Source organism: Sinanaerobacter sp. ZZT-01, from assembly GCF_035621135.1.
GTDB lineage: Bacteria > Bacillota > Clostridia > Peptostreptococcales > Anaerovoracaceae > IOR16.
In genome coordinates this window covers 3,202,565-3,216,298 of the sequence record NZ_CP141728.1, presented here as the reverse complement: position 1 = coordinate 3,216,298, position 13,734 = coordinate 3,202,565, and the positions used below count along the sequence as shown (strand labels likewise).

Annotated in this window: 13 protein-coding genes; 7 read left to right on the top strand and 6 right to left on the bottom strand. The window is 36.6% G+C overall.

Annotated features, from left to right (window positions below; genetic code table 11):
* Positions 1-16: 16 nt before the first annotated feature.
* The 3 genes from U5921_RS15520 to trxA form a co-directional block, all read right to left on the bottom strand.
* Positions 17-1,036, bottom strand: coding sequence for an ABC transporter substrate-binding protein (locus tag U5921_RS15520; protein WP_324824366.1), 1,020 nt, complete (start codon positions 1,034-1,036; stop codon positions 17-19).
* A 401-nt stretch (positions 1,037-1,437) separates the two neighbouring features.
* A complete protein-coding gene (cls, locus tag U5921_RS15515) occupies positions 1,438-2,898 on the bottom strand; it encodes a cardiolipin synthase (RefSeq protein WP_324824365.1) in 1,461 nt (486 codons plus the stop codon).
* A 22-nt stretch (positions 2,899-2,920) separates the two neighbouring features.
* Positions 2,921-3,247, bottom strand: coding sequence for a thioredoxin (gene trxA, locus U5921_RS15510; RefSeq protein ID WP_324824364.1), 327 nt, complete (start codon positions 3,245-3,247; stop codon positions 2,921-2,923).
* Between the two features lie 209 nt (positions 3,248-3,456).
* Between trxA and glyA the strand changes: the two genes are divergently transcribed.
* The gene (glyA, locus tag U5921_RS15505; RefSeq protein ID WP_324824363.1) at positions 3,457-4,698 is read left to right on the top strand and encodes a serine hydroxymethyltransferase; all 1,242 of its coding nucleotides are present in this window, start codon (positions 3,457-3,459) and stop codon (positions 4,696-4,698) included.
* A 68-nt stretch (positions 4,699-4,766) separates the two neighbouring features.
* Here glyA and U5921_RS15500 read toward each other — a convergent pair whose 3' ends face one another.
* The gene (locus U5921_RS15500; protein ID WP_324824362.1) at positions 4,767-5,567 is read right to left on the bottom strand and encodes a LysM peptidoglycan-binding domain-containing protein; all 801 of its coding nucleotides are present in this window, start codon (positions 5,565-5,567) and stop codon (positions 4,767-4,769) included.
* A gap of 158 nt (positions 5,568-5,725) precedes the next feature.
* On the opposite strand from U5921_RS15500, the gene U5921_RS15495 reads away from it, so the two are divergent.
* Together U5921_RS15495 and clpB are read left to right on the top strand one after the other, a co-directional pair.
* Positions 5,726-6,448 carry a site-2 protease family protein gene (locus tag U5921_RS15495; RefSeq protein ID WP_324824361.1) on the top strand — a complete coding sequence of 241 codons (723 nt, stop codon included), beginning with the start codon at positions 5,726-5,728 and terminating at the stop codon, positions 6,446-6,448.
* 180 nt (positions 6,449-6,628) lie between these two features.
* The gene (gene clpB / locus U5921_RS15490; RefSeq protein WP_324824360.1) at positions 6,629-9,223 is read left to right on the top strand and encodes an ATP-dependent chaperone ClpB; all 2,595 of its coding nucleotides are present in this window, start codon (positions 6,629-6,631) and stop codon (positions 9,221-9,223) included.
* Positions 9,224-9,302: 79 nt separating this feature from the next.
* Here clpB and aroE read toward each other — a convergent pair whose 3' ends face one another.
* Positions 9,303-10,052, bottom strand: coding sequence for a shikimate dehydrogenase (gene aroE, locus U5921_RS15485; protein WP_324824359.1), 750 nt, complete (start codon positions 10,050-10,052; stop codon positions 9,303-9,305).
* 218 nt (positions 10,053-10,270) lie between these two features.
* Between aroE and U5921_RS15480 the strand changes: the two genes are divergently transcribed.
* Positions 10,271-11,206 (top strand): DUF975 family protein, encoded by a 936-nt coding sequence (locus tag U5921_RS15480; protein WP_324824358.1) that lies wholly within the window; start codon positions 10,271-10,273, stop codon positions 11,204-11,206.
* 121 nt (positions 11,207-11,327) lie between these two features.
* Here U5921_RS15480 and U5921_RS15475 read toward each other — a convergent pair whose 3' ends face one another.
* Positions 11,328-12,011, bottom strand: a complete 684-nt coding sequence (locus tag U5921_RS15475) for a hypothetical protein (protein ID WP_324824357.1) — start codon at positions 12,009-12,011, stop codon at positions 11,328-11,330.
* Positions 12,012-12,203: 192 nt separating this feature from the next.
* Here U5921_RS15475 and U5921_RS15470 point away from each other — a divergent pair, with 192 nt between their 5' ends.
* From U5921_RS15470 to U5921_RS15460, 3 genes are all read left to right on the top strand, one after another.
* Complete coding sequence (locus tag U5921_RS15470) at positions 12,204-12,542, top strand: DUF6054 family protein (RefSeq protein ID WP_324824356.1); 339 nt, start codon at positions 12,204-12,206, stop codon at positions 12,540-12,542.
* A 22-nt stretch (positions 12,543-12,564) separates the two neighbouring features.
* The gene (locus U5921_RS15465; protein WP_324824355.1) at positions 12,565-13,044 is read left to right on the top strand and encodes a GNAT family N-acetyltransferase; all 480 of its coding nucleotides are present in this window, start codon (positions 12,565-12,567) and stop codon (positions 13,042-13,044) included.
* A 436-nt stretch (positions 13,045-13,480) separates the two neighbouring features.
* Positions 13,481-13,723, top strand: coding sequence for a hypothetical protein (locus U5921_RS15460; RefSeq protein WP_324824354.1), 243 nt, complete (start codon positions 13,481-13,483; stop codon positions 13,721-13,723).
* Positions 13,724-13,734 lie beyond the last annotated feature (11 nt).

Sequence of the window (13,734 nt, the reverse complement as noted above, 5' to 3'; positions counted from 1 at the left end):
ATTCGTCTTTTATCTATTATTGATTTTGAGAAGAATCTTCATCCGTGAAAAGAGTTGCACTTTTTAAGATCGATTCAGGGATTGTAATTCCGATCTTCTCTGCGGTATCTGTATTGATATAAGTCTGCATATCGGATATGGTTTCGATGTCGATGGAACCTGGGTCTGTTCCATTTAAGACAGCACTTACCATTTCTCCAGTCTTTGCGCCAAGGGTCTTATAATTAATGCCATACGTTGCAAGTCCGCCGTCCATAACCATGGAATCTGCGCTTACATAAAATGGGATTTTTGCTTTATTTAAAGTTTCTGTAATAATCGGCATAGCAGACGCGATGGTATTGTCGATAGGTGAGAACACGATGTCAGCTTTCTTTACAAGAGAAGAGGCTGCTTGAGGTGCTTCACTGCCGTTCATGACTGGAGCTTCTAAAATAGTGAGGTTGTTTTCTTCTGCATATATTTTTAAATCTTTAATTACAGATAATGAGTTCGGCTCTCCGGAATTATATAAAACACCGACCGTTTTGAAATCAGGCGTAATTTGCTTTGCCAGATCCATGATCTGACCCGGAGAAACAGCATCTGAAGTTCCCGTGATGTTGCCGCCTGGCTGCTGCATGGAAGTGACCAGACCTGCGTCAATTGGATCTGTAACAGCAGAAAATACAATTGGAATTTCTGTTGTTTCACCCAAAGCAGCCTGTGCAGATGGTGTTGCGATCGCAATGATTAAGTCATAATTTTTCGAAGAAAACTGCTGACAGATTGTTTTCAGGTTACTTTGATCTCCCTGTGCATTCTGATAGTCGATATTGATATTTTTACCATCAAAAAAACCGTCACTCTCTAATTGTGCAAGAATGGATTCTCGAATCATATTAAGAGAAGTGTGTTCGCTGATTTGTACAATTCCAATTGTAGGAATGTCTTCAGAATTATTTTCGGTTTGCTTCGTTCCGCATCCTGTCAGTGTAGAAAGCAACATAAAAGCAATCACGAGTACCATTGTCAAAGTTTTGTTTAATTTTTTCATTTTTCTTTCTCCTTTTCTGTTTTTCTATTTGTTTGAAAAGGGGTTTCTCTGCGAGAGGGGATCTCCGAAATAAAAAAACACTTATCCTCGATTCAAGGACAAGTGTAAACCTGCGGTACCACCTTGTTTAATGTATCTTCATACATTCTCTTTGCAGAGTGCCATCACACCCTTCGCCAATAACGCCGGCTTTGCGTCGCAACTACTGTGATTAAAATCAGTTCGCCTTGCCCTCGGAGGACCATTGTGCTGTAACGTCATCTATTCGGCTTACACCATTCCGAATTCGCTGTGAGATCGTTTTACAGTTTTACTCCCTCGTCTCAGGTTTATAGCTATCTTAGCATTAGTTTTTTTTGTTGTCAATCTTTTTTTCATTAAAAGATCAAATGTTATACGGTTTAGAGCAAATCAGATAAAAGCCTTGCAATGGATTCTTTAAATTTAATGAAAAGGGAGCGGTTGTGATAAAGCTGGTTTGTTAATTCATGGCTTTTTTCAATATCTGCTTCAAAGATGGACTCCAGCTTATGAGCCTGTTCACTATCATAAATAAAGGCGTTTGACTCGAAATTAATTCGAAAGCTTCGTATATCAAAATTTGCAGAACCTATGGATACAACTTCGCCGTCCACACAGATCGTCTTTGCATGCAAAAATCCATTATCATAGATAAAGATGCGGGCTCCTGCATTTAAAAGGATGCCAATATAGGAATAGGTTGCCCAATAGACAAACATGTGGTCTGGCTTACAGGGAATCATGATGCGTACATCAACACCTGAAAGCGTGGCCATTTTGAGTGCTTCTAATATACTGGAATCCGGAATGAAATAAGGTGTTTGAATATAAATGTTTTTCTTTGCATTGCAGATCATTTTTAAATATCCAAGTTCTATCTCTGATTTTGGAGAGTCAGGACCACAGGAAACTATTTGTATGCCAGTAGAGCCGCTTTGAGCTATTTTTGGATAATAAGAATGAGAGATAGCAAGTCGTTCTTTGGACGAGAAACGCCAGTCCAATATAAAGCGTGAGTTCATATCTTCAACACTTCCTCCGGTCACACGAAAATGAGTATCGCGCCAGTATCCGAATTTTTTATTCTTTCCGATGTATTCATTTGCTACATTAAAGCCGCCTAAATATCCGATTTTGTTATCAATGATGACAAGCTTGCGATGATTTCGATAATTCAGCTTCATATTAACGTATTTCAGTTTAGGAGGAAAGAAAAAAGCAAATTGACCTCCGGCGGCCTTAAAGCAGGATAATGATTTTTTGGTTAATTGTCTGCCGCCCAATCCGTCAACTAAAAATCTAACTTCGACACCTTCTTGTGCCTTCTTCGTCAATGCATCGATTAATGTCCGCCCCAAAGTATCATTTTTTACTATGTAATACATGATATTAATGGAGATGGAGGCATTTTGAATATCTCGCAACAGCGAATTAAATTTATGGACGCCGTCTGTTAGAATCGTTATTTGATTATCTTGAGTAAAATACGCTTCGCTGTATGTTTGGTTCAGACGAATCATATCTTGCCATTTTTCTGCTTCCGGTTTTATAAACTTAAAATATCCATTTCGAATGTCATCCATTTGTTCGGAGAGTGCATTACTAATGGAAGCTTCTTCGAATTTTGATAAACGGAAGATTTTTTGCCGGGATATATTTTGAGAAAACAAAAAATAAAAAAGGATACCCACACCAGGCAGTAAGAATAAAATCATAAGCCAAGCGAGGGTAGCGGAAGGGTCTTTACGCTCAAGAAAGATGATGGTAAATGCTATTAAGAAATTTATAATGTAAAGGGCAGTTATCGCAGCCGACATATTAAATAAGTCAATCGGGAACATAAAGACCTCCTATGGATCTCTCTTATAGCAGTGCTTCCAATTTTTCCTCTAATGCCGCTTGCGGCAATGCACCTGTGATACGGTCTACGATCGCTCCATTTTTAATAAAGAATAGAGTAGGAATGCTCATAACCTTGTTAGATAAGGCGAGCTTTCGCTGTTCATCTATATTAATTTTACAAATCTTTGCTTTTCCTGCATACTTTGCAGCTAGTTCATCCATAACGGGAGCAACCATTTTACAAGGTCCGCACCACTCTGCGTAAAAATCAACTAGAACGGGTAAATCGGATTGCATTGCTTCTTTTTCATAAGTTTCTTCTGTTAAATAAATAATTTGATCTGACATATCTTTTCCTCCTAATATACTTGGTAATCGTTTCATACACTGTATTATAATTCTAATTTGAGTTTGTGTATTTATTATACCATACACTTCTCTTCTTTAAACATTTTTTATTTTGCCCGAAAAGTGAAAGTTTATGTTGACATAAACATTGAGCAGAATATAATATAAGGAAAAAATGGTAGAAATAATGTTTAGAAACGGAGGACAGAATGTATTTTAATCGTATAGACCAAGTAGACCCAGAGGTAGCTTCTTTTATCCGTAAAGAGATGAATCGGCAGGAAAATAAGATTGAGTTAATTGCATCGGAAAATTTCACAAGCTCGGCAGTAATGGAAGCTTGCGGAAGTGCACTTACTAACAAATATGCAGAAGGGTATCCTGCAAAGCGTTATTACGGTGGCTGCGAGTGTGTCGACCTTGTAGAAAATGTAGCGATTGAGCGGGCAAAAAAATTATTTGGAGCAGAGCATGCAAATGTTCAGCCTCATTCGGGATCAAATGCAAACATCGGTGTATACGTCGCACTTTTAGAACATGGAGATACTGTTTTGGGCATGGATTTGTCAAACGGCGGGCATTTGACGCACGGTTCTCCTGTAAATCTATCTGGAAAGTATTTAAATTTTGTTTCTTATAAATTAAATGAAGAAACGGAACGTATTGATTTTGAAGAAGTAAAAAGATTAGCACATGAGCATAGACCAAAGATGATTGTTGCTGGTTACAGTGCTTATCCAAGAAAATTAGAAACAAAGAAGTTCAGAGAGATTGCTGATGAGGTAGGCGCAATTTTAATGGTAGATATGGCTCATTTTGCAGGGTTGGTTGCAGCAGGACTTCTTGAGAATCCGATGGAATATGCAGATGTTGTTACAACGACAACGCATAAAACCTTAAGGGGTCCAAGAGGGGGCATGATTCTTTGCAAAGAGAAATATGCAAAACAAATTGATAAGGCAATTTTCCCTGGAATTCAGGGCGGTCCTTTGATGCATATCATTGCAGGTAAGGCAGTCTGCTTGAAGGAAGCGGCATTACCGGAATTTGTGAAATACCAAAAGCAGGTTATGGCAAATGCAAAATCTATGGCAGATGCATTGCTGTCCCACGGATTTGAATTGGTTTCGGGCGGAACGGATAATCACTTGGTTTTAGTTAAATTGACCAATAAAGGGATCACTGGAAAAGAAGCAGAACGGCTTTTGGATGAAGCGGGGATTACGACAAATAAAAATACGATACCGAATGATCCAAATGGACCATTTGTAACAAGTGGAATCCGTTTAGGAACTCCAGCGATGACAACCAGGGGTTTTAAGGAAGATGAATTTAAAAAGGTAGTAGAGGCGATTGCCCTTATTTTAGATCATCCAAACTGTGAAGAATCAAAAGAAAAAGCACAAGAGATTGTAAAGGAGCTTTGTGAAGCTTTTCCACTTTATAAGTAAATGAATAAATAAAACACTACCTTGTTTGGAAGGAGATTCATTACTAAACGAGGTAGTGTTTTTTTGAATTATCTAGGAATACAAATTTTTGTACCGGGTACGGAAAAGTCATTTAAACTAAGTTTTGGATTTGAAATAAGTAAGCTGTCGGGTTCGATCAGTAGTTTTTGGCTGATAGAGTCCAAAGAATCTCCTGATTTTACAAAATAAGCATTGGACAGAGGACAGTTCTCTGTTTCTGCCATACCTGGAATGCATAGCTCTAGACCATCTAAGGATTTTGAAAAATCAATATCTGGGTTTGCATTTTGCAATTCTTCAAAGGTCATTCCAAAACGCCCTAAAATACGAGACAAGGTATCGCCTCTTTGCGTGCGATAAAGATTGCCAATCGGACAGCTTGGAGCAGTTGAATGGTTATTGTTTCCGGAGTTATTGTTTCCGCCTGTTCCGTTTCCGTTTTCTGGTAACTCTTCAGCAGGGAAATTAGGGATACATATTCTCATGCCAACTTGAAGATCGTATGGATCCATGTTTGGGTTTGCTTTAATAATGCTGGAAAGAGGGAGTTTATACTTTTTAGCAATCATGTAAAGCGTATCGCCTTCAACGATAACGTGGTAAGTGCCGCTGCATGAAGGCGTTGTGGATTCCTTCATGCCTGGAATGCAGAGATTCATTCCAATTTTTAAAGCGTAAGGATTTAAAATGCGGTTGACTTGCATAAGTACAGGAACAGGGACACCAAAGTTTTGTGAGATTCCATAAAGCGTATCGTTTGCTTTTACAGTATATACCTCTTTGCACATATAGTTTGGTGGAATCATCGGACTCTTTGGAAAAACGGGGCATTGATTTTTATATGCCATAATGTCATTTCACCTCTATTTCTTTGAGAAAAACTCAATTGTTGTATAAAAGTTGTTTGTTACACTTGCTATCATAATATTTCAAAGATGAAGAATATGTGATAGAATATAAAATAAATTTTATAGAAATGAATAAAGAATAGAGAGGGATAAAGAGATTGAAACGATTTTTAAAAAATCCAATCGGTGTATTATTTATTGTATTACTGTTGGCTGAAGCACTGTTGGATCATTATTATGGATCACCGTTAGAATGGGTTATGGATAAAATAATGGTATTGCCGGGTATTATTATTGCACTTTCTCTGCATGAGTTTGCACATGCAAAGGTTGCAGATCTATGCGGAGATCCTACACCGAGATCACAAGGACGTGTTACGATTAATCCACTTGCACATATTGATATATTTGGTTTTATAGCCCTGTTTTTTATAGGGTTTGGATGGGGGCGTGCCGTTGAAATTAATCCTCGGAATTTTAAAAACCCGAGAAGAGATGAATTATTAGTCGGATTAGCCGGAGTTACGATGAATTTTATTTTGGCTATTGTATTTATGGGAATTTTAAAGCTTCTTTTAACTTTTTCGCCTCAATTTTTATATAGTGATTTAGGCGGAATTGTCATTTTAATTTTACAAAAAATTATATTAATTAATTTGGTATTGATGGTCTTTAATTTAATTCCAGTACCGCCTTTGGATGGATTTAACGTAGCAGCCGAAATTTTTCATTTCCGATACAAGCCGATTTATTATACGCTTTATGATAAGGGATTTATCATTCTTATGATTTTAATTTTATTTAATATCACAGGAATGATTTTGAGTCCGATCGTAACTGTACTTTACCAATTCCTTCTATTTCTATTTCAATTAATGTAGATAAGCAAAAAATATCTTAATTTTTTTATGAATGTTTGTTTAAACCCTTAGCTAAAGGGTAAAAGAATAATATAACGAACATAACTCAATCCTTATTATTATGGTACGTAAAACGTCAAGCTATTTTAAAAGCTTGTCGTTTTTCAATTAAGAAATTTTCAATTGAGGGGAGATGAAATCATGAATTTTGAAAAATGGACGGAAAAGGCACAGGGAGCAATTATGGATGCTCAAAATATTGGGATACAAGATGGTCATCAGCAATTAGAGGGAGAACACTTGCATGCGGCGCTTTTATTGCAGCAGGATGGCTTGATTCCAAAGCTTCTTAGCTATATGGAGGTTAATCTGGGCGAATTGGTTGGAGAGCTACAGGAAGAATTGGATAAACTGCCGAAAGTACAAGGTGGCGGAGATTCCATGTATTCAACCCGCAGGTTAAATCAATTGATTATGAATGCGGAAAAAATTGCTCAAAATTTCAAAGATGAATATATCAGCGTGGAACATTTATATTTGGCTTTGCTAGAAGAAAAAAATACACCTTCTGCACGAATCTTAAAAAAGCATAATATAACAAAGGAAGGTTTTTTGCAAGCCTTAACAAAAGTCAGGGGAAATCAGAGAGTTACGAGCCAGAATCCAGAGGATAATTATGAGGCTTTAGAAAAATACGGACGAGATTTGGTGGAAGAGGCAAGAAAGGGAAAGCTTGATCCCGTAATAGGAAGAGACAGTGAAATACGTCATACAATTCAAATTCTTTCCAGAAGAACAAAAAATAATCCGGTTTTAATCGGAGAACCCGGCGTTGGGAAGACAGCGGTCGTAGAAGGCTTGGCACAGCGTATTTTAAATGGAGATGTGCCGGAAGGCTTAAGAGATAAGACAATCTATGCTTTGGATATGGGAGCTCTGATTGCAGGTGCAAAATTTAGAGGGGAATTTGAGGAACGCTTGAAGGCTGTGCTGAATGAAATTGAAAAATCAGAGGGACGGGTCATTTTATTTATAGATGAAATCCATAACATTGTAGGCGCCGGAAGAACCGAAGGTTCTATGGATGCCGGCAATTTATTAAAACCGAAGCTGGCGCGAGGAGAATTACACTGCATTGGGGCAACGACTCTGGATGAATATCGTAAGTATATTGAGAAAGATGCTGCACTGGAACGCCGCTTCCAGAAGGTGCTTGTAGATCAGCCGACTGTCGAAGATACGATTTCTATTTTGCGTGGACTAAAGGAGCGGTTTGAAATCCATCATGGGGTTCGCATTACAGATAATGCATTAATTGCCTGTGCAACGTTGTCTGACCGTTATATCAGCGACCGTTTTCTTCCGGATAAAGCAATTGATCTCATGGATGAGGCGGCAGCACGCATACGTACGGAGATTGACAGTGTTCCAGCGGAATTAGATGAAATTTCAAGGAAAATTATGCAATTAGAGATTGAAAAACAGGCGTTAGCAAAAGAGAAAGATGTTGCCTCCAAAGCACGACTTTCCAATATTGAAAAGGAATTATCGCAGTTAAAGGAAACCAATGCGGGCATGCGTGCGCAATGGGAGAAGGAAAAGAAAGTCATAACGGATCAAAAAGCAACGAAACAAAAATTGGAAGAGGTAAAGCACGAAATTGAGGTGGCGGAACGCAATTATGATTTGGAACGCTTAGCACAATTAAAATATGGAACTTTGCCTGAGCTAGAAAAAAAATTAGAAGAAGAGAAACTGGTAAATACTGAAGAACAAAGTGAGAATCGTCTATTAAAAGAAGAGGTTTCTGAAGAAGAGATTGCAGAGGTTGTATCAAAATGGACAGGAATTCCTGTCAGCAAGCTAGTGGAAGCAGAAAGGGAAAAACTCCTAAAACTAAGTGAGGTTTTGCATAGAAGAGTCATTGGTCAAGAGGATGCGGTAACTGCGGTATCAGAAGCTGTATTGCGTGCAAGAGCAGGGCTTAAGGATGAAAACCGTCCGATTGGTTCGTTTATCTTCTTAGGGCCGACAGGTGTTGGGAAAACAGAGTTAGCAAAAGCATTGTCGGAAGCGTTGTTTGATAGTGAAAAAAATATGATCCGTATTGATATGTCTGAATATATGGAGAAACATGCGGTGTCTAGGCTGGTTGGGGCACCTCCGGGATATGTTGGCTATGATGAAGGTGGCCAGCTGACAGAAGCTGTTCGAAGAAGGCCGTATAGTGTTATTTTATTTGATGAAATTGAGAAAGCACATCCGGATGTATTTAATATACTTTTGCAGCTTTTGGATGATGGACGATTGACAGATAACCAGGGAAGAACCGTGAATTTTAAAAACACAATTGTTATCATGACCTCCAATATAGGCAGTAATGATTTAATTGAAAACATTCAGGAGGACGGCAGTATTACGGAAGATGCAAAGAGACAGGTAGAGGCTGAAATGAAACGTCATTTCCGTCCAGAATTTATAAACCGAATTGATGATATTATTGTATTCTCACCGCTAACTGCAACTCAGATTGAAGAAATTATTGAGATTGCAATGCGGCATTTGGTTGAAAAGCTTTCGGAGCGAAATATTCAACTCAGATTAAGCAGTGCAGCAAAGCGGTTGATCGCATTAGAGAGTTATTCTCCGCTTTATGGCGCAAGACCGGTAAAGCGTTATCTCCAAAGACATATTGAGACTGGACTGGCGGCTAAGCTGATAAGTGGAGAAGTAAGAGATGGAGATACTGTAATCGTTGATGAGAAGGATGGAAAATTAGTGTTTCAGTCATCTTAAGATATCACGATAAAAAGAGACGAAAAATCAGAGTAATGATTTTTCGTCTCTTTTACATTAAAATTATTCATCAAAAAAATTAGAAAGTTTCCTGATTCCAAATTTCTTGTGCTTTTGCTGCCTGCTCTTGCAGCATCAGACTGCCGTTAATTGTTTTTATCCCAAGCTCTCTTGCATATCTTAAAAATAATGTTTCTTCGGGGTTATATATTACATCAACTGCTATCTTTGCATTAATTAAAGTTTTTGAGAGCGGAGATTCATTGATATTCGGATACATGCCGACTGGTGTGCAGTTTACTAAAATATCGGTTTTGGGACGTTTCTCCTTATAAAAGTCATAGGAAACGGTATATTGATTATGAAAATTTTCTTTTCCTCGGCTAACTACGGTCAAATCAAAAACACCCATATCACAAAGTGCTTTTTGGACTGCTTTTGCTACACCGCCTGCACCCAGCACAATGGCATTTAAGCCTTTTACTTTAATGTCATTCTGTTCAAAAAGTGCACGGAATCCAAAATAATCAGTGTTAAATCCCTTTGCTTTGCCGTTTGAAAAGAGGATGGTATTCACTGCTCCGATGTATTTTGCTTGTGGAGATATCTCATCAAGGAAAGGAATGACGGTTTCTTTATAAGGGATGGTTACATTAACGCCGCGATAATCACTTTTTTTAAGAGATAAAAATGTATCTTGAAAAGCATCTTTTGGGATTTCAATTAATTCATAGGTGCCATCAATGCTTTTTTCATCCATGAGTTGCTGATGAAGCTTGGGCGATTCACTGTGTTCAAGCTTTTCGCCTAATAATCCAAATTTTAGCATAGCTGCTCCTTTCTAAGGGTTTTCATGTAAGTTTATTTTTTAAAATTACGAATATATAATTGTTAATATAAATAGTATACACTAAAATTCTTTTTTCGCAAAGTTAAAGGTAATAGGAATACAAAAGCATACAAAAGAGATCGATATTTGCTTTTTTTTTGGAAAAAAGATATAATATAGTGATTTTATGTTATAAAACTAAAAAGGGAGATTAGGAAATGGAACAAAATGTAATTGTAGATGAAAGCAGCAGTGATTTAAGGACATTAGCAAGGCAGGCCTTATCAGGAAATTGGTCGACAGCTGTTTTGGGAACGATTATTCAAATGGTGATTGTTGCCTTACCAGTTTTTGTGGTAACTGTATTTTTTAAATCACAATTTACAGAAGGAATTGTCAATTTATATTCTTTTTTAATTAGTGGTGCGATTGCATTGGGATATGCAATGTTTACTATTCGTATTTTCCGGGGAGAGCAAACAACACCATTTGAAATTTTTTCGGGTTTTGAATACTATGGGAAAGCGTTAGGTGTTTATGCTATGATAGCTATTTTAGCATTCATACAGTTTATACCTTTCTTTGCTTTTCTATTATTAAAATTAGCTATTCCGGGGTTAACAATTGGTATATTTCTTTTTATATTTGCAGGGATTGCCTTTATATGGGGATTAGCTATGGCAATCGTAATACAATATCGTTATGCTATGGCTTATTATATTTTAGCAGATAATTTAGATAAAGGGGTCATGGCGTGCATACGTGAAAGCAGAAGAATCATGCACGGAAATAAGTGGAACCTTTTTTGTTTGGAAATATCCTTTATTGGATGGATTCTTCTAGCTATTTTAACATTTGGAATCGGCATTTTATGGTTGAATCCGTACATAAACGTTTCTACGGTTGCATTTTATGAAATCGCAAGAGGACATCTGAAGATACAACGTATTTCTTCCAATTCTGACTTCAACAGAAATGATTTTGCTCAAAATAACGTTTCTTCTGAGGCGAATCTAGGTGTGGATGCTGATCAGAAGACGAGTGATTCAAAATCAGAAAATGGGATAAAAGATGAGAACATAAACAGCAATGAACACGAAAAAGAAAATGAGAAAGAAGAGGATGAAAGAAAGAATCCTTTTGAACTAAAATAAGAATCGTTAAGAAATCTCTTGTAAGCAGTTATTCTGTGAGCGAGGGATTTTTTTGATAAAAAAACTACTGATGCCATGATTAACATCAGTAGCTAAGTTTTCTTTTTTAAGACAAAGCAGTCTATACGGAAAAGTCATAGTACTTTTTTTTCAGAATTTTTTGGTAGGTGGAGAGATTGTTTGCTTTAGAAGTTGTATTTTTCGTGATCTGTGAACTTCTTTCTAGAATTTTTTTTCCAAAAGAAGAATTTCCGTTGAATGCGTTTTTTAAATCTTCTATGCTGGAATTTTTTAAGACAGATGGATCAACCGTGAGCTTTCCTCCTTTAAGTACAGTAATGCCTACTGCGTTTAAACTTTTTGATGCTTTGTCGGCACAGCTTGAAAAATATAGAAGATCGCGACTGTTTTCGGAAAGGTTAAACTTACTCATACAAGAAACCATATTGTTATAATTTTTTACAAAATCAGTAACATTACTTACAATTTCAGTTGTATCACCTGTTTTTTCGGCTTGATAAAATAAGGAGTTTCTTCCGTCTCTTGTGAGCTTCTCTGCGTAGGTGTTCAATTCCTTTGCAGCAGTATAGGTAATATTCTGGTACATTGTATCTTTTATATTTGAAGAAGTACCAGTTTCCTTTGAAATATAGTTGGAGGAAGAGGAACCTTTTGTTCTTTGATGGTATGATAAAATACGGGAATAAGTTCCGCTCCCTGTATGCTTTGCAGAGTTGCTGCGTTGCCTCTGAGACACGCCATTCCGTATGGATGAAATAACACTTTCTCCCCTTAATATTCGCATTATAAAACTCCTTCCCAAAATTTGAATCCATTTTTAAAGGTATGATATATTTTCTATTATACCAACTATTTCTCAAGTCTTCTATAATTTTCTGCATTTTTTTAAAACAAAATATCTTTTTATAAAAGAACATAATTATTTAGTGTAGTTTATGTTAAAATAAAGATAAAAGAGTCGAAATGGAGGGAGAAAATGGGAGAAGCAATAAAGGTATCACTTAATATTCAAGATACTGTTGAAAGGATTGAACATGCTATTGTAGATGGAAGTATAACGGGTGTATGCATTGATTCTTATGAACTAACTGCACCAAATGGAGGGGATTGTGCGGTCCGGATTTATGAAAAACATTATTATCGTGCCGGAAATCGATTGACACTCACGGTAGTGGCAGATAATTTTGAAGGAACAACCAGGATACACTGTACCAGCGGAGGTGGTGGAGAAGGCTTGTTTCGCTTTGACTGGGGTGCATCAGAGAGCTTTTCATCAATTGTTTTTCAAACATTGGAACCATATCGCATTGAATAAAGAAAGTCGGGAGAATATAAATATGATTATGCTCAGACGATTAAGGGACGGAGACATTGCTTTATTCAAAAAATGGTTAGATACACCTCATGTCGCAAAATGGTATCACAACCCATTGGATTGGATTGAAGAGATAGAAAAGCAAGATAGTGATTTTTGCTGGATTCATCACTTTATTGTGGAATATGATGGTAAACCGATTGGTTTTTGTCAGTATTACAAATACGAAGATAGCGGCGAAGCATGGCATGGCAATGTGGGAACTCGTGATACATACAGCATTGATTATATGATTGGTGAATTGGAATTTATTGGGAAAGGATTTGGAAGACACCTTGTGCGTGCTTTAATTTCTAAAGTTTGGATGGAGGAGAAGGCAAAATGTGTGATTGTTCAGCCTGAACCTGAGAATAAAGCTTCCTGTAAAACATTATTATCTTGTGGATTTAAATTTGATAATGAGAATAAAGTTTATATTAAATTTTGCAATCAGCACATTTAAGCCTCCGAAAATAATATTTCAGCTTCTTTCTCTTGTAACTTTTTAGTTAAAATGATATGGTTTGTAATAGGAATTTCTAAATGATAATAATTCCCTATATAAAAGTACTCGAAGAACGGTTCATGCGGTAGTAAATAAGACGGAGCCTTATGAAACATGCTTAAACTTTGAGGATGAATTTTCTAACTATTTATAAAAGTATTCTTTTTAAGAAATCTTGTAAAAATAATATTAAGGTATGAACACAGATTTTAAAGAAATGACGTTTCGATAAGGAAGTTTATATGTAGCACTTATTTTATTTTTTAAGATATGGAAAAGGATGATGGCTTAGTCTTTAAAAATCACTGTAAAGATGTTGTTTTGAGAGTACCTTTGGGATAATAGGTACTCTTATTTTATTGTGTAGAGAGAATAAAAAGGGGAGGGAAATAGTATGGACTATAAAATGATTCCAGAGGATGGACAATATTCCCTGTATCGGAAGTTGGAAGAAAATGAGGGAATCTATTATATAGAGGAATTAGATCGTCTGAAAAAAATTGGGAATGATATCTGGTTACATTTGAAGTCTGGAAGCCATAATGAGATACAAAGGGAATTAAATGAGTTGCAAAACTGCCCTAAATTAAAGAAAAAAATTAGTAATAATATTAAAAATATATTTAGAAAATTGTAAGACCTTTGGGC